The 22,688-nt window shown below is 57.1% G+C and carries 20 protein-coding genes; 5 read left to right on the forward strand and 15 right to left on the reverse strand.

Annotated features, from left to right (window positions below; translation table 11 throughout):
• Nucleotides 1–10: 10 nt before the first annotated feature.
• Both hyi and gcl read right to left on the reverse strand, forming a co-directional pair.
• Complete coding sequence (gene hyi, locus PMYSY11_RS09485; RefSeq protein WP_150549010.1) at nucleotides 11–793, reverse strand: hydroxypyruvate isomerase; 783 nt, start codon at nucleotides 791–793, stop codon at nucleotides 11–13.
• A gap of 117 nt (nucleotides 794–910) precedes the next feature.
• Nucleotides 911–2,686 carry a glyoxylate carboligase gene (gcl, locus tag PMYSY11_RS09490; protein WP_150549011.1) on the reverse strand — a complete coding sequence of 592 codons (1,776 nt, stop codon included), beginning with the start codon at nucleotides 2,684–2,686 and terminating at the stop codon, nucleotides 911–913.
• 332 nt (nucleotides 2,687–3,018) lie between these two features.
• On the opposite strand from gcl, the gene PMYSY11_RS09495 reads away from it, so the two are divergent.
• Complete coding sequence (locus tag PMYSY11_RS09495) at nucleotides 3,019–3,459, forward strand: GlcG/HbpS family heme-binding protein (RefSeq protein ID WP_069900521.1); 441 nt, start codon at nucleotides 3,019–3,021, stop codon at nucleotides 3,457–3,459.
• A gap of 69 nt (nucleotides 3,460–3,528) precedes the next feature.
• Here the strand turns inward: PMYSY11_RS09495 and PMYSY11_RS09500 are convergent, their stop codons facing one another.
• Nucleotides 3,529–4,167: a TetR/AcrR family transcriptional regulator gene (locus PMYSY11_RS09500; protein ID WP_069900520.1), complete on the reverse strand. Its 639-nt coding sequence runs from the start codon at nucleotides 4,165–4,167 to the stop codon at nucleotides 3,529–3,531.
• A gap of 219 nt (nucleotides 4,168–4,386) precedes the next feature.
• Between PMYSY11_RS09500 and moaA the strand changes: the two genes are divergently transcribed.
• Both moaA and PMYSY11_RS09510 read left to right on the forward strand, forming a co-directional pair.
• Nucleotides 4,387–5,391 (forward strand): GTP 3',8-cyclase MoaA, encoded by a 1,005-nt coding sequence (gene moaA / locus PMYSY11_RS09505; protein ID WP_150549012.1) that lies wholly within the window; start codon nucleotides 4,387–4,389, stop codon nucleotides 5,389–5,391.
• Nucleotides 5,392–5,531: 140 nt separating this feature from the next.
• Nucleotides 5,532–6,359, forward strand: a complete 828-nt coding sequence (locus PMYSY11_RS09510; RefSeq protein WP_150549013.1) for a substrate-binding periplasmic protein — start codon at nucleotides 5,532–5,534, stop codon at nucleotides 6,357–6,359.
• A 50-nt stretch (nucleotides 6,360–6,409) separates the two neighbouring features.
• On the opposite strand, the gene PMYSY11_RS09515 is transcribed toward PMYSY11_RS09510, so the two are convergent.
• From PMYSY11_RS09515 to puuE, 9 genes are all read right to left on the reverse strand, one after another.
• Nucleotides 6,410–7,864 carry an NCS1 family nucleobase:cation symporter-1 gene (locus tag PMYSY11_RS09515; protein ID WP_150549014.1) on the reverse strand — a complete coding sequence of 485 codons (1,455 nt, stop codon included), beginning with the start codon at nucleotides 7,862–7,864 and terminating at the stop codon, nucleotides 6,410–6,412.
• 365 nt (nucleotides 7,865–8,229) lie between these two features.
• Nucleotides 8,230–9,090: an outer membrane protein OmpK gene (locus PMYSY11_RS09520; RefSeq protein ID WP_150549015.1), complete on the reverse strand. Its 861-nt coding sequence runs from the start codon at nucleotides 9,088–9,090 to the stop codon at nucleotides 8,230–8,232.
• A gap of 37 nt (nucleotides 9,091–9,127) precedes the next feature.
• On the reverse strand, nucleotides 9,128–10,672 hold the full coding sequence (locus PMYSY11_RS09525) for a uracil-xanthine permease family protein (RefSeq protein ID WP_150549016.1): 1,545 nt from the start codon (nucleotides 10,670–10,672) through the stop codon (nucleotides 9,128–9,130).
• 268 nt (nucleotides 10,673–10,940) lie between these two features.
• Nucleotides 10,941–12,296 (reverse strand): nucleobase:cation symporter-2 family protein, encoded by a 1,356-nt coding sequence (locus PMYSY11_RS09530; protein ID WP_150549017.1) that lies wholly within the window; start codon nucleotides 12,294–12,296, stop codon nucleotides 10,941–10,943.
• Between the two features lie 151 nt (nucleotides 12,297–12,447).
• Nucleotides 12,448–13,764, reverse strand: coding sequence for a urate hydroxylase PuuD (locus PMYSY11_RS09535; RefSeq protein WP_150549018.1), 1,317 nt, complete (start codon nucleotides 13,762–13,764; stop codon nucleotides 12,448–12,450).
• A 50-nt stretch (nucleotides 13,765–13,814) separates the two neighbouring features.
• Entirely contained in the window at nucleotides 13,815–14,318 is a 504-nt protein-coding gene (locus PMYSY11_RS09540) for an ureidoglycolate lyase (protein WP_069900511.1), read from the reverse strand.
• Nucleotides 14,319–14,422: 104 nt separating this feature from the next.
• Nucleotides 14,423–15,418 (reverse strand): allantoicase, encoded by a 996-nt coding sequence (alc, locus tag PMYSY11_RS09545; protein ID WP_090511075.1) that lies wholly within the window; start codon nucleotides 15,416–15,418, stop codon nucleotides 14,423–14,425.
• A gap of 68 nt (nucleotides 15,419–15,486) precedes the next feature.
• Complete coding sequence (uraD, locus tag PMYSY11_RS09550; RefSeq protein WP_090511078.1) at nucleotides 15,487–16,002, reverse strand: 2-oxo-4-hydroxy-4-carboxy-5-ureidoimidazoline decarboxylase; 516 nt, start codon at nucleotides 16,000–16,002, stop codon at nucleotides 15,487–15,489.
• A complete protein-coding gene (gene puuE / locus PMYSY11_RS09555; RefSeq protein WP_069900508.1) occupies nucleotides 15,999–16,931 on the reverse strand; it encodes an allantoinase PuuE in 933 nt (310 codons plus the stop codon). The genes uraD and puuE overlap by 4 nt, the downstream gene beginning before the upstream one ends.
• 483 nt (nucleotides 16,932–17,414) lie before the next feature.
• Here puuE and uraH point away from each other — a divergent pair, with 483 nt between their 5' ends.
• Nucleotides 17,415–17,768 carry a hydroxyisourate hydrolase gene (uraH, locus tag PMYSY11_RS09560; RefSeq protein ID WP_069900507.1) on the forward strand — a complete coding sequence of 118 codons (354 nt, stop codon included), beginning with the start codon at nucleotides 17,415–17,417 and terminating at the stop codon, nucleotides 17,766–17,768.
• Nucleotides 17,769–18,592: 824 nt separating this feature from the next.
• Here uraH and PMYSY11_RS09565 read toward each other — a convergent pair.
• Both PMYSY11_RS09565 and PMYSY11_RS09570 read right to left on the reverse strand, forming a co-directional pair.
• The gene (locus tag PMYSY11_RS09565) at nucleotides 18,593–19,219 is read right to left on the reverse strand and encodes a LysE family translocator (protein WP_150549019.1); all 627 of its coding nucleotides are present in this window, start codon (nucleotides 19,217–19,219) and stop codon (nucleotides 18,593–18,595) included.
• A gap of 110 nt (nucleotides 19,220–19,329) precedes the next feature.
• Nucleotides 19,330–20,679 carry an NCS2 family permease gene (locus PMYSY11_RS09570; protein ID WP_069900500.1) on the reverse strand — a complete coding sequence of 450 codons (1,350 nt, stop codon included), beginning with the start codon at nucleotides 20,677–20,679 and terminating at the stop codon, nucleotides 19,330–19,332.
• 733 nt (nucleotides 20,680–21,412) lie between these two features.
• Between PMYSY11_RS09570 and PMYSY11_RS09575 the strand changes: the two genes are divergently transcribed.
• Nucleotides 21,413–22,177 carry a GntR family transcriptional regulator gene (locus PMYSY11_RS09575; protein WP_069900499.1) on the forward strand — a complete coding sequence of 255 codons (765 nt, stop codon included), beginning with the start codon at nucleotides 21,413–21,415 and terminating at the stop codon, nucleotides 22,175–22,177.
• A gap of 105 nt (nucleotides 22,178–22,282) precedes the next feature.
• Here PMYSY11_RS09575 and PMYSY11_RS09580 read toward each other — a convergent pair whose 3' ends face one another.
• Nucleotides 22,283–22,687 (reverse strand): hypothetical protein, encoded by a 405-nt coding sequence (locus PMYSY11_RS09580; RefSeq protein ID WP_069900498.1) that lies wholly within the window; start codon nucleotides 22,685–22,687, stop codon nucleotides 22,283–22,285.
• Nucleotide 22,688: the final 1 nt, after the last annotated feature.

Here is a 22,688-nt window from a genome sequence, read left to right on the forward strand (position 1 = left end):
TTAATGCTCCTTAAATCGCGTTGTGCGCTTTCATCCAGCCGAGGCCGGCAGCGGTGGTGGTGGCAGGCTTGTATTCGCAGCCAATCCAGCCCTGGTAGCCAATGCGGTCCAGGTGTTCGAACATGAAGCGGTAGTTGATCTCACCAGTGCCCGGCTCGTTGCGGCCCGGGTTGTCGGCGAGTTGTACGTGGTTGATCACAGCCAGGTTGTCCGCCACGGTACGGGCCAGATCACCTTCCATGATTTGCATGTGATAGATGTCGTATTGCAGGTACAGATTGCTGCTTGCGACCTTGTCGCGAATCGCCAGCGCCTGCGCTGTGGTGTTCAGGTAGAAGCCCGGAATGTCGCGGGTGTTGATCATTTCCATGACCAGCTTGATCCCGGCCGCCTCGAGTTTTTCGGCGGCAAACTTCAGGTTGTCGACGAAGGTTTTCTCGATGGTTGCGCAGTCATAGCCTTGCGGGCGAATACCGGCCAGGCAGTTGATCTGGGTATTGCCCAGAACCTTGGCGTAGGCGATTGCGGTGTCTACACCGGCGCGGAATTCTTCAACCCGGTCCGGGTGGCAGGCGATACCGCGAGAGCCGCTGGCCCAGTCGTCGGCAGGCAGGTTGAACAGCACCTGCTCAAGCTTGTTGCTGTCGAGTTGTGCTTTGATTTCGGTGGCTGGGAAGTCATACGGAAACAGGTATTCAACACCGCTGAAACCTGCGTCGGCAGCAGCGGCGAAGCGATCCATGAAGTCCACTTCGGTGAACAGCATGGACAAGTTGGCAGCGAAACGAGGCATAAAATGCTCCTTGAAAGTGGGGTGGATAGCGCAAAGCACAGTCAACACAGGTGGCATTGAGTACTTTACGGTTGCACCCGGCGGCCGCCCCCGGAAGGACGGCCAGCCAGCGTTGAATCAATCCAGCAAAGCGATGGCAGACGGGGCATCGGCGCCGCGTGCAGCGAGTTCTTCAAACTCGTTGATGGCGTTGATTTCAGTGCCCATGGAGATGTTGGTAACACGCTCCAGAATCACTTCAACCACAACCGGTACGCGGTGCTCTTCCATCAAGGCCTTGGCTTTGGCGAACGCAGCTTGCAAATCGTTTGGCTCGAATACGCGGATGGCTTTACAGCCCAGGCCTTCAACCACGGCAACGTGATCCACGCCGTAGCCGTTAAGCTCGGGTGCGTTGATGTTCTCGAACGCCAACTGCACGCAGTAATCCATCTCAAAGCCGCGCTGCGCCTGACGGATCAGGCCCAGGTAGGAGTTGTTCACCACGACGTGGATGTAAGGCAGGTTGAACTGCGCGCCTACGGCCAACTCTTCGATCATGAACTGGAAGTCATAGTCGCCAGACAACGCAACGATGTTGCGGCTCGGGTCGGCCTTGGCCACGCCCAATGCCGCAGGCACTGTCCAGCCCAGCGGGCCAGCCTGACCACAGTTGATCCAGTGGCGCGGCTTGTAGACGTGGAGGAACTGCGCACCGGCAATCTGCGACAGGCCGATGGTGGTCACGTAGCAGGTGTCTTTGCCGAAGAACTCGTTCATTTCTTCGTATACGCGCTGTGGTTTCACCGGCACGTTGTCGAAGTGAGTCTTGCGCTGCAGCGTACGCTTGCGCTCGCGGCAGGCTTCAACCCAGCTGCTGCGGTCTTTCAATTTGCCAGCGTCTTTCCACTCGCGGGCAACAGCCAGGAAGGCATCCAGTGCCGCGCCTGCGTCGGAAACAATGCCCAGATCCGGGTTGAATACACGGCCGATTTGCGTCGGCTCAATATCCACGTGGATGAACTTGCGGCCTTCGGTGTACACCTCAACGGTGCCGGTGTGGCGGTTAGCCCAGCGATTGCCGATGCCAAATACCAGATCGGATTCAAGCAGGGTGGCGTTGCCGTAACGGTGTGAAGTCTGCAAGCCAACCATGCCGACCATCAGTTTGTGGTCGTCCGGAATCGAACCCCAGCCCATCAGGGTCGGCACGACCGGCACGCCAGTCAGTTCGGCGAACTCAACCAGTTTGGCAGCGGCGTCGGCGTTGAAAATACCGCCACCGGCCACCAGCAATGGGCGCTCGGCTTCGTTGAGCATGGCAATGGCTTTTTCAGCCTGCACGCGAGTGGCAGCAGGTTTGGCCAGCGGCAGCGGCTCGTAGGCGTCGATGTCGAATTCGATCTCGGCCATCTGCACATCGAATGGCAGATCGATCAGTACCGGGCCAGGGCGACCGGAACGCATCTCGTAGAAGGCTTTCTGGAAGGCGCGCGGCACTTGGCCCGGCTCCATCACAGTGGTTGCCCACTTGGTTACAGGTTTGACGATGCTGGTGATATCGACAGCTTGGAAGTCTTCTTTGTGCATGCGCGCACGCGGCGCCTGGCCGGTGATGCACAGAATCGGGATGGAGTCAGCGCTGGCAGAGTAGAGGCCGGTGACCATGTCGGTGCCAGCCGGGCCGGATGTGCCGATGCACACGCCGATGTTACCGGCGTTGGTGCGGGTGTAACCCTCGGCCATGTGCGAGGCGCCTTCAACGTGACGGGCCAAGACGTGGTCGATGCCGCCCACTTTATTCAGTGCCGCGTACAGCGGGTTGATTGCGGCGCCGGGAATGCCGAACGCAGTTTCAACGCCTTCGCGGCGCATCACCAGTACGGCAGCCTCGATTGCTCTCATTTTGGCCATATTCTTGTGCCTCTTTTATTGTTAAATTGTATACATGTTGCTTGGTGCTGATTCTATTCAGAGCTTGAGTTTGCGGTCAACAATTTTTCGCGCTTACCTGACTGCACGGTCCGATTCTTTTTAAACGCCTGTTTGACGCGGCCTGAATAGCAATTGCGCGTTCTTTGAATGTTGCCAAGCTAACTAATGTATACAATCACAAATAATATTGTGTTCTTGTTGTTGAGTTTTTTGCTCATGATAAGGATAGTGATGCCAGCTTTGAAAACGCACCCAACTCGGTAGCTGCCGCCGGGTGCGTGTTGATTTATTAACTTGAGGAAGGTGAATTCATGAATACGCTCACTCTGGAAATGGCAACGCGTATTACCCAGTGCGCAATGGCGGTAGGGGCCGAGATCAAATCTGCACCGCTGACCGTCGCGGTGCTCGATGCAGGTGGCCACTTGATCAGCTTGCAACGTCAGGACGGCGCCAGCTTGCTGCGCCCGCAAATTGCCATTGGCAAGGCTTGGGGTGCGGTGGCGCTAGGCAAGGGCTCGCGTTTTATCGCCGCCGATGCGCAAAAGCGTCCGGCGTTTATCGGGGCAGTGAACAACCTGGCCGACGGCAATCTGGTTCCGGCGCCAGGTGGTGTGCTGATCCGTGATGCGCAAGGTGAGGTGATTGGCGCGGTCGGGATTACCGGCGATACCTCGGATATCGACGAGCAATGCGCAATCAGCGCGATCGAGTCGATTGGCTTTAAAGCCGATGCGGGCGTGGCGGCCTGAGGTTGGCGGGCGCGACGGCGTTCTGCGTCGCGCTATGCCTTGGGCGTTATGCAGGCGAGGCGGGTTTTTTCAGCCCACTTGTTCGGAGGCGACAGGCGCGTGCTCGGCGATTTCGCAACCTTTGAGAACCAGCCGGGTAATGGTTTGCGTGGCCGCTTCATAGTCGGCGTCTTCGAGTTTGGCTTTACCGGTGACGGTAGAAATCTGCCAGTCGAAGTCGGCGTAAGTTTGCGTCGCAGCCCAGATGCTGAACATCAGGTGATGCGGATCTACCTCGGCCATCAAGCCCTGATCGATCCAGCGGCGAATGCAGGAAATATTGTGCTTGGCCTGGGCGTTGAGTTGCTCGGTTTGCTCGGGCGACAAGTGCGGCGCACCGTGCATGATCTCGCTGGCAAATACCTTGGAGGCAAAGGGCAGGTCGCGGGAAATACGGATTTTCGAACGAATGTAGCCACTCAAGACATCGGCCGGTAAACCCGGTTGATTGAAGATCGAGGAGGCTGCTTGCAAGGGCTCGATAATGCTTTCGAGTACCTCGCGGTAGAGGTTTTCTTTCGACTTGAAGTAGTAGTAGACGTTAGGTTTTGGCAGGCCGGCTTTGGCAGCGATGTCGCTGGTTTTAGTGGCGGCGAAGCCCTTGTCTGCAAACTCTTCACTGGCCGCACGCAAGATCAGTTCTTTGTTGCGCTCGCGAATGCTGGTCATATGCCCTTTGATGTCCCTTGAATCGCTCGAATAAAGCGGCGGTCGGGCATGTTATCACCCTGCTCACATGAGTCTCAAGCCAGCCTCCGGGCACGTTGTGCGCACTATCCTGACTTTTGGGTCAATAAATCGTGTACACAAATTGCTTTTTCTGTTTCTATTCATCTGTCTGCGGACTCCAACAACAAATAACCGGCTCCCAGAATCCGGAGACCTGATTTGCTTAATGCCCAACCTGCACAACTAGTCGACCCGTTCGGGCGGCGCATCACCTACTTGCGCCTGTCTGTCACTGACCGCTGTGATTTTCGCTGCACCTACTGCATGGGCGAAGACATGGTGTTCGCCCCACGTGAGCAAATTCTCAGCCTGGAAGAACTCTACGCTGTGGCCGATGCCTTCATCGGTTTGGGGGTTAAGCGCATTCGCATCACCGGCGGCGAACCGCTGGTGCGCAAGAATCTTGTGTCTTTGCTCAGGCGACTGGGCGCGCGCGCCGAGCTTGAGGATCTGGCGATTACCACCAATGGCTCGCAACTGGCCGCCATGGCCAGGCAACTCTTTGAAGCGGGTGTAAATCGGCTCAATGTCAGCCTCGATTCGCTCAAGCGCGAGCGGTTTGCAGCGCTTACCCGGCGCGACATGCTGGATCAGGTGATCGGCGGAATCGATGCCGCCCGCCAGCTGGGTTTCAGCAAGATCAAACTCAACAGCGTGATCCAGAAAGGCCACAACGATGATGAGGTTCTCGACCTGGTCGAGTTTGCCGTGGGTCGCGGTCTCGACATCAGCTTTATCGAAGAGATGCCGTTGGGCAGCGTGACCAGCCATCAGCGGCAACTGACCTTTTGCTCAAGCAGCGAGGTGCGCGAACGTATCGAACAGCGCTACAGCCTGCAAGCCAGCAGCAAGCTTACCGGCGGGCCATCGCGTTATTGGCAAGTGACAGGAACTGACACGCAGGTGGGTTTCATATCTCCGCACAGCAACAATTTTTGCGGTGCCTGCAACCGGGTTCGGGTGACCGCCGAAGGCAAGTTGGTGTTGTGTCTGGGCCATGATAATGCGCTGGATCTCAAGCAATTGGTGCGTGCATATCCGGGGGATACCCAGCGCTTGCAGGCGGCATTATGTGATGCCTTGCAGCTCAAGCCTGAGCGTCACCATTTTGCCAACGACGAGCAGGTGCAAGTCATTCGCTTCATGAGCATGACCGGTGGCTAGCCAGATGCTTCGCTAGCAGCCTGATCCCGCCAGATTACTCATCGCGCCCGCTAATGCGGGCTTCTTCGGTGGTGCTGTACGCAGCGCCAGTAACAGCGATTGGTTCTACTCCTTAATCCAACAATAATCGGGAGATCAATGTGCATCCGAGTTACCTATGCGGTATTTGCATCGCAGTATTTGCCGGCAATGCAGCCGCGCAGAGCTATGTTGTGGGCGTTGAAGCCGTTGCATTTGCGCCGCACTATTCAGTCGATAAACACGGTCAGTTCCGCGGTTTCGCCCGCGAGCTATTCGATGGATTTGCAGCGGACAGCGGGGTTGAGCTGATCTACAAACCGTTGCCGGTCGAGCAACTGTTACCGGCCTTGCTCAGTGGCGAGGTCGACTTCAAATACCCGGACAATCCAACATGGTCGGCGTCCGCCAAGGCGGGCAGCGCACTGGTGTACAGCGCTGACATCGTTGAGTCGGTCGATGGCGTGCTGGTCGCGCCTGGCCGGGTTGGCAGGCCGCTGCAACAGTTACAGCGTCTGGCCATCGTCAACGGCTGGACGCCGCAGGGTTTTGCCGCGCAGCCGGTGGAATGGGTGGCCAATGATGACTTGCGTTCGATGATCAATCAGGCGCTGAAAAAAGACACCGATGGAGCGTATTACAACGTGGTGGTGGCCACGCATTATCTCGACACCATCAGTACCCGACCTGGCGCGCTGGTGTTCGATCCGTCGCTGCCATACTCACGCATTCAGTACCAGCTCTCGAGCCGCAAACAGCCGCAGGTAATTGCCAGCTTTGACCGCTATCTGAGCGCGCACGCAAGTGAAGTCGCTGCCCTGAAAAGCAAGTACCGGGTCGAGGCCAATCTGGATTCAGAATACTTGGGGATGGAGCAGTGGAAGGTCGACTTTCTAAAGCGGCAAAAAGCCCGGGCCGAAACAGCGCAGCAATCAACCAGCCCTGAGTAAACCATCGGTCGTGCGCAGGCTGCGCTGGGCACGACCGAACATCATCGGGCTTATTCGGTAACGGCAACCAATGCGACTTGCTTGCGCATCAGCAGGTAATGCAGGGCCGCGCCAAGGAAGGCGCCGAACAGCCATGAGTAGCCGGAGAAAATACTCAGGCTTGGCACCCAGACCGTGCAGACCGAGAACACCGAAGCAGCGCCGAACGCCAGCATCGCTTTGCGGTTCCAGCCGTTATCGTAGTAGTAAGCACCGCTGGTTTCTGTGCTGAACAGGTCTTGCAGGTTGAGCTGCTGCTTACGCACCAGATAGTAGTCCGCAACGATAATGCCGTAGAGCGGGGCCAGCACTGCGCCCAGAGTATCAACGAAGCCGGCGATACCGACCTTGCTGATGAAGGCAATCCACAGCGCGCCGATAACGAAGGCAATGGCCGCGGTAATGAAACCGCCCGTGCGCGCGCTGATGCGAGCCGGTGCAAGGTTGGCGATGTCGTAGGCGGGCGGTATGAAGTTGGCGACCAGATTGATCCCGACAGTTGCGGCGAAGAAGGTGATCGCGGCAATGATGGTCAGGGTCAGGTTGTCGACACGGGCGATGATATCGGTCGGGTTGGTCAGCGTTTCACCGAACACCACCACCGTGCCAGCGGTAATGATCAGGGCGATCAGCGAGAAGATCGCCAGGCTCACCGGTAGCCCCAGAAAGTTGCCGATGGTCATTTGCTTCTGGCTTTTGACGAAGCGCGCAAAGTCGCCGTAGTTGATCACCACAGCTGCAAAGTAGGCGACCATCGTACCCACTACCGTGGCAAATGCGGCGACCGGGCCGGCGGCAAATTCGCCCTGACCGCTGAAGATTGTACCCAGTTCATCGAGCAAACTCGGGCTGGCTTTGTACCAGATCACGATCATCAGCACGATCATCACGGCATAAACAAATGGGCCGGCCCAGTTCAGGAACTTGGTGATCCACTCGATGCCGCGCATAAACAGCATGACCTGAAACGCGCAGACCAATACATAGGACAACCAGCCAATCGCGCTAAGCCCGAGAAACACCGGCTCGGTGCTGGCACCGGTAACGGAGTTGAGCAGCAGTGCCACTGCGGTTGAGGCGAAGTAACTCTGCACGCCGTACCAGAAGATGGCGACGATTGCGCGCACCAGCGCCGGGAAATTTGCACCACGAACGCCCATGCTGGCGCGTGCCATGACCGGAAATGGCACACCGTATTTAACCGATGGCTTTCCGGTTAGCTGTACCAGACCCATAACAATGAAGCCTGCCAGCACAATCCCGGCCAGCACAGCCCAGCCGCTAAGGCCGTAGGAAATGAACAGGGTTGCAGCCAGTGTGTAGCCGAAGAGGCTCTGAATATCGTTGGACCAGACGTTGAAGATCTCGAAACTGCCCCAGTTGCGCTTGGCATGCTCAAGCGGTGCAAGGTCGTCGTTATACAGCGTCGGTTCGATGTGTTTTATTTTTAGGTCTTCAGCAGGCATTGAACTTCCTTGGCTCAGAGTCGGTAGTTGCACGTTTATTTGATAATTGTATGCAGTTTGCGTTCCAGTTATGCCGTGTTCTGATTGGCTTGGTGGCGACAGTTGTACACATGATTAGCTGGATAGCGCAACAAAACTCTGGTGCGTCTAATTGGTTTTTAAATGACTGTTGCGTCATGCCGCTCATGCCTGCCATCGCCCTTCGCCCATTGACGGAGGATGGTTAGCCTGCAAGGCAAACCATCATGGCGGTATACGGCTCATGCCTGCCAAATCCGCAAGGTGCAAGCGACCTCCCAATCTGCGCCCACAAAAAAAGGCAACTGCGCGGCTGCGCAATTGCCTTGTCGGGTACAACTCAGGCGTTAGAAGTAGTACTTCACCAGCGCCTGAACGGCGGTCTGGTCGAAGCCATCAGCCGAGCCGTCTACCGGCTTAACACCGTATTTGTTGTGCCACATGTTCAGCTCGGTACCGACGTAAAGCTTCTTGTCCTGATTGAACAGCGCTTTACCCGCATCCCACTTGATCTGGATAGAGGAGCCGACCGAAGTCTGGGTGCCGGCCTCATCAGACGGTGCGCGCCAGTCGACGTAACCGTCGATCAAAAAGTCCTGCTCGCCAACGGCGAATGGATAGGCGCCTGCAACCGTCAACTGCTCGGTGTAGCCGTTGCTGTTCGGGTCGGCAAAGAACACCTGGTTGTTGATCTTCACCCGGTAAATGTTGGTGTTGAGGAACGCGAAGCCCGGCACATTCCAGTCGAAACCGAGACCGTACAGGTAGTTTTCAGTGCCTGGGCCGCCTTCGCCTTTTTCGTAAGTAAAGGCCGCTTTCACGTCCTTAAGCGGCCCGGCCGAAAGATCCTGGCCAGTAAGCCAACTGAGGCTTACCCGTGGCGAGAACTCCATGTAGTAAAAGGTGTTGTGCTCTTTCTGCTCGAAGGTGCCGTTGCTGAAACTGCCGCGTGATTGCAGGTTGTCGGCATTAACGTAGTCGAGGAAGTAGAAAATATCGCCCCATACCCAGCCGCTGGCGTGTTCGAAGGTGAAGGTCGATTGCGAGCGTTGTTCTTCGGCGTTGAAGTTGCCACGCTGGAAATTGCTGCCGTTGAGGTACGACAGGCTGTTGCTTTGCCAGTACAGCAGGTCATCGGCGTTGGCGTGCTGGGCTGCAAACAGGCCTGCCGTGAGTGAGAGGCAGAGTGGCAGTCGCTTCAGGTTCATCGGGTCTTCCTTATTGTTTGAGTTGTGGGATATGTGTTCACAGCTGGCCGCTTGCGACTGCTGGGTAGGTGCCGGGTTGGCCTTGGGCAGGTGCGGAATAACGCTGCGGGCTAGCTTGTGGCTGCTCGGTCGCGATTTGCGGTGTCTTATCTTGTGAATCCTGGAGTACCGAATGCAGGTGCGCTTCGGGGTCGAAATCGTCTTCAGCCACTTCAAGGGCGTGTTCTTCGGGCAGGAAGAAATTCAGCAAAATGGCGCTCATTGCACCAATGGTGATCGGTGAGCCAAAGATGTTTTTCAGGGTGTCCGGCATCTGCGAAAGCACTTCGGGTACACCGGCAACGCCGAGCCCGAGGCCGAGCGAAATGGCCACGATCATGACGTTGCGCCGATGCAGTCCGGCCTCGGCGAGAATCTTGATACCGGCAACACCCACCGTGCCGAACATGATCAGCGTGGCGCCGCCGAGTACTGGCTTGGGCATCATTTGCAGCACGGCGCCGACAATCGGGAACAGACCCAGCAGCACCAGAATGCCAGCGATGTACAGGCCGACATGGCGGCTGGCTACGCCGGTGAGCTGGATAACCCCGTTGTTCTGGCTGAATGTGGTCATTGGCAGGCTGTTGAACACGGCGGCCATTGCCGAGGTGCAGCCGTCGGCGAGCACACCGGACTTGATCCGGCGCAGGTACAGCGGGCCGGTGACAGGTTGTTTGGATATGATCGAGTTGGCTGTCAGGTCGCCAGCGGTTTCCAGCGGGGTAATCAGGAAAATCACCGCGACCGGCACGAATGCAATCCAGTCGAAGCTGAAGCCGTACTTGAACGGCTGCGGCACGCTGACCAGCGGTACCTCCGGCATATCGGCAAAACTCAGCTGGCCGGTAAACCAGGCCACCAGCGAGCCCAGCAGCAAGCCGGCTACCACGGCGCTGAGCCGCACGGCCTGCGACTTGAAGCGGTTGAAGATAATGATTGTGGCCATGACCACACCGCCCAGCGCGAGGTTATGCAAGGCGCCAAAATCTTTGGCGCCGACGCCACCGGCGATGTCGGTCATGGCGACTTTGATCAGCGACAAACCCATCAGGCAGATGATGGTGCCCGTCACGACAGGGGTAATGACCTGACGCAGTTTGTTGATGAACTGGCTGAATGCGATCTCGACAAAGGCAGCGCAAAAACACACGCCAAACAGGGTCGCGAGAATATCTTCCGGGCTGCCGCCGCGCCCCTTGACGATGAATCCAGCGCTGAGAATCACACTGAGAAAACCGAAACTGGTGCCTTGCAGGCAGAGCAGGCCTGAACCGATTGGGCCAATGCGGCGAGCCTGCACGAAGGTGCCGATGCCGGACACGAACAGCGCCATGCTCACCAGATACGGTACATGAGCACCGAGGCCGAGCACGTTACCGATAATCAGGGTGGGAGTGATGATGCCAACGAAACTGGCCAGTACATGCTGCAAGGCTGCGAACAGCGCGGGGCCGAAAGCGGGACGGTCATCGAGTTGATAGATCAGCTCGCTGCTTTTTGCAGACGGAGCTTGGGCTGGGGTCGAGCGAGTAGCGGTCATGTTGGAGCCTGCCTGTTTTTTTTATACGGTCATGGGCTTACACGAGGCTTCACGGCGCCTCAATCTGCACATCAGAAAGTTGTCTGATCAGTCAGAATATATCGACTATAGCAATTTGTTTACAAGCGTAAAAACAATTTATTGTGATTATGTGTACAAAAAGTGGATGCATGGTCATCTGCCAAACAGCGGGCTGATTGGCGGATGTGAAGAGAGGGCTTTAAGGCGGGAGAACAAGGCTCAACACAGGGATGAGCCTTGTTTTGTATCAGTGGCTGGCGGGTTGGCGGACCAGCTGCGCTCGGTCGGCGCCGCCAAGGATGTTGAACAGCAGATTCAGCGAGACGGCGCTCAGCGTCGCCAGGGCTATCCCGCTGTGAGTGATTGGGTCCATCCACTGTGGCAGTTGAGCAAACAGCTCTGGACGTACCACCGGGGCGAGGCCCATGCCGATGCTAACGGCGACCAGCAATTGATTGCGGCGGTCGGCAATGTTGGCCTCCTGCAAGATATTGATGCCGGTAGCGGCAACCATGCCGAACATCGCAATGCCCGCGCCGCCCAATACCGCCGGCGGAATCGAGGCCACCAGAAAGGCCGCCTTGGGCAGCAAGCTCAAGGTGATCAGCATGCAGCCGGCGCAAGCGGTGACAAACCGGCTGCGCACGCCTGTCATCTGCACCAGGCCAATATTCTGGGCGAACGATGAATGAGTGAAGGTATTGAAAATGCCCGCGACAAACGATGCGCCAGCGTCGCACAGCAGGCCGCGTCGCAGCTTGGCCGGGGTGATTTCCTGTTCCGTGATTTTGCCCAGCGCGATAAACATGCCTGTTGATTCAACAAAGATGATGACCACCACCAGGCACATCGACAGAATTGGTGCGAGGCTGAATTGCGGCATGCCGAAATGCAGCGGAGTCACCACTTGCAGCCATGGCGCTTGAGACAACCCGCTCAGATCGACCATGCCCAGACACGCTGAAATGGCGTAGCCCAGCAGCATGCCGACCAGTACCGAAACGTTTACCCAGAATCCGCGCATGAAGCGATTGATCAGCAGAATCGAGATCAGCACCATTGCCGAAATGGCCAGGTATTTAAGGTCGCCGAACTGGGTTGCATCGCTGCCACCACCGGCCCAGTTGATGGCGGCGGGAAACAGCGACAGGCCGATTGAAGTGATCACGGTGCCGGTCACCAACGGTGGGAAGAAGTGCACGATGCGCGACATGAACGGCGCGATCAGCATGCCGAAAAATCCAGCGGCGATGGTCGCCCCGAATATGCCGTTGAGGCCGATTCCGGGCGTGCCGGCCATGGCGACCATGCTGCCGACAGCGGCAAAGCTTGCGCCCATCATGATCGGCATCCGGATGCCCATCGGGCCGATGCCGAGCGATTGCACCAGTGTTGCTGCACCGGCTACCAGCAAATCGGCGTTGATCAGAAACGCGACTTCTTCCCTGGATAAACCGACGGCTTCGCCAATGATCAGCGGCACGGCAATCGCACCGCCGTACATCAGCAGCAAATGCTGAAAACTCACCAGAAGCATCTGCAGCCAAGGCAGACGCTGATCGACGGCAGAAACGGCCGCCGAGTTGTTATTCAACCGGGTCATGCAAACACCTCAAGCGCTTTTATTTTTATCAGTCGCGGGGCTGCCAAATCATCATGTCACACGGAGTGCGTTCGATGGGTGGCACTAGCAAGTCAGCTTTATTGCAGATACAAAAATGCCGCACCGGGTGAGCGGTGCGGCATCGGGTCAATCAATTGATTTGCGCGCCCTGTGCAATCCACTGGCCGATCAAATCACGTTCCGCTTGCGTCATCTGGGTGATGTTGCCCAGCGGCATGGTCTGTGTTGCTACAGCCTGAGCCTGAATACGCGCCGCCTGCTGCTGGATCTGCTGCGGGGTATCAAACATCACGCCGGCAGGGGCTGCGCTGAACATCGGGCTGCTTGGCTTGGCCGAATGGCACACCGAACAACGCTCCTGAATAACACTATCGACCTGGGCAAACCCTTCGCCGCCAGCCGCTGGCGCAGTGTTGGCTTGTTGCGGTTGTTCGGGCGCAGCAGGTGCTTGCGGCTGTATCGGCTTTGCAGCACCCGGCCCTGGCATTGCAGTGGCTGGCAGCGGTGCATACTTGATCGCGGCAGGCTGGCTGGCGGTTGGCATCGCAGGCTGTGAAGCCGGGCCCGTAACAAATGCCAGGCAGATCATTGCCAGTGCGCCCGCAGGCAATGCCCAGGCGAACTTGTTGCTGTTGTGGCGGGTGTTGAAGTAGTGACGAATCAACACCGCAGCAATTGCGATACCGGCGAGAATCAGCCAGTTGTAGCTGCTGCCGTAAGTGCTTGGGAAGTGGTTGCTGATCATGATGAACAGCACCGGCAAGGTGAAGTAGTTGTTGTGGCGTGAACGCAGCAGGCCTTTGGCTGGTAGTGCCGGGTCTGGCGTGCTGCCTTCCTCGATGGCCTTAACCAGTGCGCGCTGAGCCGGCATGATGGTGCGAAATACGTTACCGACCATGATGGTGCCGATAATCGCGCCGACATGGATATAGGCACCGCGGCCGCTGAACACCTGGCTCAAACCGAATGCTGCGCCGACCAACAGGATGAACAGCACAAAGCCGAGCAGGGCAGGTTGCTTACCCAGCGCCGAGTCGCAGAGGATGTCGTAGATGAACCAGCCCGCAACCAGCGAGCCGATGCCGATGGCGATAGCCGCGCCTGGCGCCAGATCACTACCTGGCGCAATCAGGTAGAGCGACGGGTTGAGGTAGTAAACCACCATCAACAGGGTAACGCCGGACATCCACGTCCAGTAGGCTTCCCACTTAAACCAATGCAGGTTTTCCGGCATTTTCGGCGGGGCCAGTTTGTATTTTTCGAGGTGGTAGATACCGCCGCCGTGAATCGCCCACAAATCGCCCGCCAGGCCGTCTTTGGGGTTAACGCGGTTGAGGTTGTTCTCCAGCCATACGAAATAGAAGGACGCGCCGATCCAGGCGATACCGACGATCATGTGAACCCAGCGCACGCTCAGGTTCAGCCATTCAATCAAATGTGCTTCCACAGTCTTTACCTCTTCTCCCAGTGCCTGAAATCAGGTCCCCTGGGCTTCTCTTATTGGTGGGGGTTGAGGAGCAGCTGCGCATCCTCAGTAAAGAAGTACTCATCACAGTTGTTGCCAGAGCCACTGCGATCAACCACCAGGAAGTCATCCCGCTTTTCGATCGTAAGCACCGGGTGGTGCCAAACGCCGCGATGGTAATTAATGCCCTGCTTACCGTTACTGCGGAAAGCACGGACAAGCTCTGAATCAGGTACATCGCCAACTGGCGCGACCACGATCAGAAAGGGGTTGCCGAGCAGCGGTATAAACGCCTGACTGCCCTGCGGATGGCGTTCCAACATGCGTACGGTCAACGGCATTTCCAGTGCTTCGGCGCTGAAAATACTGATGATTGCCTTATCGTCTGGCTGCGCGGTCTCGACCTCGGCCAGTTTGTGATAGCGGCGGGTTGAGCCGTTATTGATCATGAAATACTCGCTGCCTTCGGTCTCGATGACGTCGCCGAAAGGGGCGAAGGCTTCTTTGCTCAAAGGCTCGATGATCAGTTTACGCATGTCGTTTTCTCTTCAAGGCAAGCGCGCATTCAAACTCACGCCTGCCGATCTAAATTCTGTTGCCTGCAGGGCAGTGCGCCCTGCAGGACTCGCGGTGTTGCTGTTTACTTGGCCACTTTGCCGAACAGGCGCAGACGGCTGATGCCACCATCCGGGAACACATTGATGCGCACGTGGGTGATGGTGCCGAGGTCTTTGATCTGCTCGCTGAACTCGTGCTCGGCGTGCATTTCCAGCTTCTGGCTTGGCAACAGTTCGCGCCAGAACAGGCTCTGGGTTTCGATCTGGCTGTCGGTACCGCCCTTGACGAATGCGCCCTGAATCGAGCAGCTGTCCGGGTAGTTGCCTTTGAAGTGCAGGGTGTCGACAACGATGCGCTCGATTGAGCCCGGCGCGCCGAGTGCGACGATGACCCAGTCATTACCCGGTGTGCGGCGGCGTGCAGTTTCCCAGCCGTCGCCCATGTTGATGCCGCGACCCGGGTTGAGGATGTTGCTCATGCGACCGAAGTGCTCGTCTGAGCAAGCCAGTGCGCGACCGCCATTGAGTGCAGCCGCCAGATCGACTTCTTCGTTATCGCCAACAGCACTCCAGTCGCGGAACGGAATGCCGTAAACGCGCAAACGGGCAACGCCGCCATCTGGATAGATGTTAAAGCGTAGGTGAGTGAATGCCTGAGCATCGTTGATTTCGTGATAGTGGTGGCTGTTACCTTGCAGCTCTACGGCGCCCAGTACTTCGGTCCACTCGGTGGTGTCGCTCGGGTCACCTTCTGCAACAAAGCAGCCTTCAAGCGAGGCTGACGGCGGGAAGTTGCCGGTGAAGAAACTGGTGTCAATATCCACACCCTTGATCGAGCCCGGCACGCCCAGTCGAATCACTGCGCTGTCGTAGCCTTCAAAGCGCTTGCGGCGTGACTCCCAGCCGTCCATCCACTTGCCGTTGTCATCGAAAACGCCCTCCTTCCATACGGCCGGGGTCGGCTGGAACAGGCGGTTAACGTCGGCGAACCAGTCATCGGTTACCGAAATGGCCTTGGTTCCCAGACGGGCGTCGGCGAGGTTGACGTATTTTTCGAAAGGTACGGCGTAAGCTTTCATGAATGTCTGCCTTAAATGAGGGCGTAGGGAATAGTTGCGTCGCTGTGTGCAGAGTTCTCCGGTCGGAGCTAGAGCTGCTGCAGACGGAACAACGCAATCTTGTTTATTTCAGCCAGAGCACGGGCAAATTCCTGTTCCGGGGAGTTATGGATGCGCTCCTCGAAAGCCGCCAGGATCTGGTGACGGTTGCTGCCTTTTACCGCCATGATGAAAATGAAGCCGAACTTGGCCTTGTAGGCGTCGTTCAGTTCGGTGAAGCGGGCAAACTCCTCGGCGGTGCAATCCTGAATGCCCGCACCGGCCTGCTCCGATGTGGAGGAGGCGGTCAGTTCACCGCGAACCGCCGCTTTACCAGCGAGGTCCGGGTGAGCGTTGATCAATGCCAGTTGGGTTTCGCGGCTGGCACTGAGCAAAATATCGGCCATGCGCTGATGCAGGCCATCAATGTCATTGAGCGTGTCATCCGCACCCAGGTCATAAGCCTTTTCGGCAACCCACGGTGAGTGCTCATAAATGTCGGCAAAGGCGCTGACGAAGTCCTCGCGGCTTAGCTGCGACGGAGTCAGGGTCTGAAAACGGCTCATTTTGCGTGCTCCTGCTTGAACGGGTGTGTGGCATGCCAATGGCGCGCGATATCTACGCGGCGGGCGATCCAGACTTTTTCATGGCTGTTGACGTACTCGATGAACCGCGCCAAAGCCGCGAGACGAGCGGGACGACCTAACAAGCGGCAATGCATGCCGATCGAGAGCATTTTCGGTGCGCCTTCAAGACCTTCGGCATACAGCACGTCGAAGGCGTCTTTGAGGTATTCGAAGAAATCGTCACCCTTATTGAAACCCTGCACTTGCGTGAAACGCATGTCGTTGGTGTCCAGCGTGTAAGGGATTACCAAATGAGGTTTAGCCTCGGTGCTGGCCGGGTCCCAGTAAGGCAGATCATCGTCGTAGGTGTCGGAGTCATAGAGGAATCCGCCTTCTTCCATAACGATGCGACGAGTGTTCGGACCCGTCCGGCCGGTGTACCAGCCCAGTGGGCGCTCGCCAGTCAATTCGGTGAAGATGCGGATCGCTTCGAGCATGTGCTCGCGTTCCTGCTGCTCATCCATGTACTGATAGTCGATCCAGCGATAACCGTGGCTGCAGATCTCGTGGCCCGCAGCAACCATCGCCTTGATCACCTCAGGGTGGCGCTCGGCAGCCATCGCTACGGCAAAGATAGTCAGCGGAATATTGTGCTTCTGGAACAGCTTGAGCAGGCGCCACACACCGGCACGGCTGCCGTACTCGTAAAGCGATTCCATGCTCATGTTGCGCTCGCCTTGCAGCGGCTGAGCCGAAACCATTTCCGATAAGAACGCTTCAGATTCCTTGTCGCCATGCAAAATGTTGCGCTCACCACCTTCCTCATAATTGAGGACAAACGAGAGGGCGATGCGAGCATCATTCGGCCACTGCGGATGCGGTGGGTTGTTGGCGTAACCGATCAGGTCGCGAGGGTATTCAGCGCTCACTGCAGTCTTCCTTTGTAATGGTGTTGCGGTCATTGCACTGTCCGACTTTTTGGACTGGCGACCGTGATGGGCTAATTGTATACAAAGTAGATGATGTTTTGTAAATCTAAAATTTAGCTATTTTTCATGAGCAGTCATAGCCAATGGTTGTATTGAATACCTAGCAAGAAACTTGCCTAAATGGTCAGCTCTTTGCGCCACATCGCCCTCATGGTCTGGCGATGAGCAAATTTGGCCTGGCAATTTGCGGCAGTGGTTCAGGCGTGATGCTTTTGACATTGTGTACAATTTATCAAAAAAGTGTCGCAAATATTTTATTGCATGCTATTCTGCCAACAACTGCGAATCAGCGGCTGCAGGTCAGCGGGTCTTGTGCTTTATATAGCAGCAGGCCGGCGCGGCGAGAACGCTGGATTCGTCAACATTCAAACAGTAGAGGAGGTGTGGTGCTGGTGCAGCTGAGGCTGCTGGCGCCCTGAAGCCATGGGACGATTAACCACCCACGTTCTGGATGCAGCTCACGGCTGCCCGGGGAGCGAGTTGAAAGTCGAGCTGTACCGCGTAGAAGGCGCGCAGCTGGAATTGCTCACCAGCGTATTGACCAACTCCGATGGCCGCTGCGACGCGCCAGTTCTGCAAGGCGACGATTACCGTACCGGCGTCTATCAACTGCACTTCCATGCAGGCGACTACTACCGCGCCCGCGGCGTTGCCCTGCCTGATCCGGCGTTTCTCGATGTGGTTGTGCTGCGTTTTGGCATCGACGCCAATCAGGAGCACTACCACGTGCCACTGCTGATTTCCCCATACAGCTACTCGACATATCGCGGCAGCTGATGCACCGAATGCTTGTCACCCTCTGACTCATTAATAGAGTCCTTGCCCGCCGCACTGCGGGCTTTTTTTTGCGTGGCGATTAAGGGGGCGATTGATTGGTGGGCCAACAAACACCCTGCCTAATATGTTCGATGGAGGTTGGAATCCGCTTGCGGCTTCCGACATGGCGGTCTGACTGTCTGGCGCGGGCTGGGTGTTGATCTTGCGATCGTCCGACGGATTGCGTTGCTTCGCGCCGCTATCCATCCTCCGTTTGGCGGTTTTTCGGTGGTGTGGCTGATGGCGGTTGGAATCCGCTTGCGGCTTCCGACATGGCAATCTGACTGCCTGGCGCGGGCTGGGTGTCGATCTTGCGATCGCTCGACGGATTGCGTTGCTTCGCGCCGCTATCCATCCTCCGGTATGCGGCTCTGCTCCGGTGCATTCGTGGAGGTTGGAATCCGCTTGCGGCTTCCGACATTGCGGTCTAACTGCATGACGCGGGCTGGATGTTGCTCTTGCGATCGCCCGACGGATTGCGTTGCTGCGCGCCGCTATCCATCCTCCGTTTGGCGGTTTTTCGGTGGTGTGGCTGATGGCGGTTGGAATCCGCTTGCGGCTTCCGACATTGCGGTCTGACTGTCTGGCGAGGGTTTGGGGTTGATTCTGCGATCGCCCGACGGATTGCGTTGCTGCGCGCCGCTATCCATCCTCCGGTTGGCGGGGCTTCGTTTGTGTGTTTGATTGCGGTTGGAATCCGTTTGCGGCTTGCTGCATGGCGACGGTTGTGTGGTGGCCATTTCCCTGGGTAGCGGCTGTGCCTCTACCCAGGTTTCGGGGTGTGTTCAGCGGCTCAGCAATGAAGCCGTTCCAGCCGCGCCGAATAGTCCGGCGCTGATGCGGTTGAACCAGACCTGGCCCTTGCCTGAGCGCAGGTAGCGGGCGGCGCCCTGGGCGCTGAGGCCGTAGAACAGCTTGCAGGCCAGATCGAGTACCGCCCAGGTGGCGATCATCACCAGCAGTTGCTGGGTCATCGAGTATTCGGTGGAGAGGAACTGCGGCAGGAAAGCGGCAAAGAACAGGATGTCTTTCGGGTTGCTCGCGCCCAGGCCGAAGGCTTTCCAGAACATGCTGTTGAAGCTTGGGTTGACCGGCTGCTCTTCTGCGGTAACGGGCCTGGCGGCTTGGCGTGAGGCCTGCCAGCTTTGGAAGGCCAAGTAAAACAAGTACAGCGCACCGATCAGTTTCAGCGCTGAAAACAGCTTCTCCGAGGCCAGCAGCAATGCGCCCAACCCCAGTGCCGATGCGCTGAGCAGGCAGATCGAGGCCGAGACGCCGCCGATGAACGCCGGGATCGAACGGCGCAGGCCATAGTTCAGGCTATTGCTGACCATCAGCAGCGACAGCGGCCCCGGAATCAGGATCACGATCAAGGCGGCGCTGCTGAACAATAACCAGGTTTCCAGACTCATGCTGCTTACTCCAGACGTTGAAAAACCCCGGCACCTTGGCGTCGGGGTTTAGGGTGATTATCCCGTGCGCCGCAAAGTGCTGCGCACGGTCCAGCCCAAACAGGCTGCTTTTACAGGAAAGCGAACTTTGCAATGAAGATGACGCAGAGCACATACAGCGACACCGAAACCTTGTCGCGCTGACCAGTCAGCAGCTTGAGCGTTGCGTATGTCAAGAAGCCCAGCGCGATGCCATTGGCGATCGAGAAGGTTAGCGGCATCATCACCACGGTAACAATAGCCGGAATCGTGTCTGTCAGGTCTTCCCAGTCGATATGCGCCATGCCGCTCATCATCAGCATGGCCACGTAAATCAACGCGCCTGCGGTGGCGTAGGCCGGGATCATGCCCGCCAGCGGGGCGAAGAACATGGCGACGAGGAACAGCACGCCAACGGTGATTGCGGTAAGGCCGGTGCGGCCACCTGCAGCCACGCCGGATGCGCTTTCGACATAGCTGGTGACCGGCGGGCAGCCGACCAGTGAGCCAATAACGCTGGACGTACTGTCCGCCTTGAGGGCTTTTGACAGGTTCTGGATCTGCCCGTCGTCATCGACCAGATTGGCGCGGTGGGCAACGCCCATCAGAGTGCCGGCGGTGTCGAACATGTTGACGAACAGGAACGCCAGAATGACGCTGATCATCGACACATTGAACGCGCCTTTGATGTCCATTGCCAGGAACGTCGGCGCCAGGCTCGGTGGCATCGAAACCACGCCGCCAAATTCGACGATGCCCATGCCCCAGCCAATCGCTGTTACGGCCAGCATGCTGAACAGGATTGCGCCGAACACGTTGCGGTGGCTGAGCACGGCAATCAGCAGGAAGCAAACGGCCGCGAGGAGGGCGTTGGGTTCACCGAACGAGCCCATGGTCAGCAGGGTCGCCGGGCTGTCGACGACAATGCCGGCGGTCTTCAAACCAATCAGTCCGAGGAATAATCCGACCCCCGCGCCCATTGCGAAGCGCAGGCTCATGGGAATGCTGTTGAGCAGCCACTCACGTATCCGCGACAAGCTCATGATCATGAACAACACGCCGGAGATAAACACCGCGCCCAATGCGGTCTCCCAGCTGTAGCCCATCTCGCCGACGACGGTGTAAGTGAAAAACGCGTTGAGACCCATGCCCGGCGCAAGCCCGACTGGCCAGTTGGCGTACAGGCCCATGAGAAAGCAGCCCAGCGCAGCACCGATACAGGTCGCGACGAAGGCGGCCCCGTGGTCAACGCCGGCATTTGCCATGATATTGGGGTTAACGAAGATGATGTAGGCCATCGTGACAAAGGTAGTCAGGCCCGCGATCAGTTCGGTTTTGATGGTGGTGCGATGCTCGGTAAGTTTGAAGAAACGGTCCAGCAATCCACCGCTCCCAGTCCCTGAATCAGGCGTTGCATATTGTTCTTGTTTGGCGCTTTCCACAGCAGGTACTCCTCATTGCTTTTGTTGTGTACCGCCCAGACCCGGTGCTGTGCACGACAAAGTCTCTGAGGCAGGCGATGCGTTAAGGTGCTCTTGCGGGTGAGTAGTTGACTGTTGGGTCAAGAAATCACTATGCGCGATTATGCGGTTGTATACAAAAAAAGCAATTACTGTTTTACCGATAGTGATCAACTGCATTTTCACGTGTGGCAATGCAGTGGGCCGCCTGTATATGCCTTGATATGAGGAATAAGCTAATAAAAACAGAAGATTAGAAAACGAATGACGTGCTTTTTAGCGCGCTCTGGGCGTTTCATTGCCGCTGTTTTGGCAGCAATCAGCCTTGCGCTAAAATGATCGGAATTGAACAATTCGATGCTTAGACCAAATTGATTTATCCCCGCACACAAATTTCTGATCTCGACAGATGCTTAGTTACCCGCGCACTGCAACAGTGCAAGCTGCGACCTTGGTCGTAAAAAGTGCCTGTGCTGGTCAAATTGTGTACAATGCGCGTGCCGATTTATTCATCTTTCTGGCGAATTTTCCTTGCCAGTCGGCCGAATAGCAGTAGAGTTCAGATTACAGCTGGCGATTAATGCCAACCCGCCGGGATCTGTGGGGTCCAGAGATTGCATTGCTCTGGACTGAATATTAAAAGCGCTGACATCCAGGGATGCATCAGCGCGTTTAGGCAGTATTAAAACTGTCGGACATGACAACGCGAGCCAGAATGAACGATCAATTGCAGCCTCTCAAAAAGCAGTCACGCGCCAGCCTTGCCGGTCGCAGCGGGACTCAGGACGATATTGTTTACGCTCATATCTTTGATGCAATTCTCGAACAGCGCCTGGCACCTGGCACCAAGTTGAGCGAGGAAGCGCTGGGCGAGATTTTTGGTGTCAGCCGCACCATCATCCGTCGTTCGCTGTCCCGGCTTGCCCACGAAGGCGTGGTGCTGCTGCGCCCAAATCGCGGCGCTGTCGTTGCCAGCCCAAGCGTCGATGAAGCGCGGCAGATTTTTTATGCGCGGCGCATGGTTGAGCGCGCCATCACCGAGCTTGCCGTACAGCATGCCACGGCCGATCAGTTGACTGAGCTGCGGCAGATGGTTGAGGACGAGCAAACCAGCTTCTCGCGCGGTGATCGCGGCGCCGGTATTCGTTTGTCGGGTGAGTTCCACCTCAAACTTGCTGAGGCGGCCAAAAACGCACCGCTGACCAGCTTTCAGCGCAGTCTCGTTTCGCAGACTTCGCTGATCATTGCCCAGTACGAAAGTGGCAGTCGCTCGCATTGCTCATACGATGAGCATAATCAGTTGATCGACGCCATCGAGGCACGTGACACCGCCAAGGCCGTGAGCCTGATGATGCATCACATGGATCACATCGACAGCAAGCTCAACCTCGACGAAGAAAGCGCCTCGGATGATCTTCACGCAGTGTTCTCGCACATTCTGCAAAGCAAGAAGCCGGGCCGCGCAGGCAGCATCAAGTAAGCCCGGCGGTTCTGCATAAAAAAGCCCTCGCTGTCGATTCAGCGGGGGCTTTTTGCATTAGCGCGGTCATCCGTTAGTGCGGCCAGCGGATGACCGTGAACAGTGTTACTCGTCGTCGCGGATCAGCACGTATTCGCGGCCTTGCGCGTCTTCGGTGTAGTCGTAAACGAAGTACATCTGCACTTTGCCTGGCGCGGGGAGGGTGGCAACAAAATCACCGGGTTCCACTTCAAAGTAGTCTGCGCTGCCCGGCTTGTAATCGCTGGCTATTCGGGCGGTGACAAACAGGCTTGGGTCGCTGTCGTCGTAATAGTCATCCAGCGCTTCCTGATCCCATTCGGCAGGCGGCACATAGGTGCCTCCGAGTATTATCTTGCCGTCACCGAGGTCTTCTTCTTCGGCGTCAGGGTCACTTTCATCCGGGCGGTATACAGTGCAATTTTGCGCGTCATCATGCGCGATGATGGCGGCATGCAGGGCGAGGCGTTGCTGCGGGTCGAGACTTTGCATT

Origin of the sequence: Pseudomonas marincola (assembly GCF_900682675.2) — a bacterium.
GTDB classification, from domain to species: Bacteria; Pseudomonadota; Gammaproteobacteria; order Pseudomonadales; family Pseudomonadaceae; genus Aquipseudomonas; species Aquipseudomonas marincola.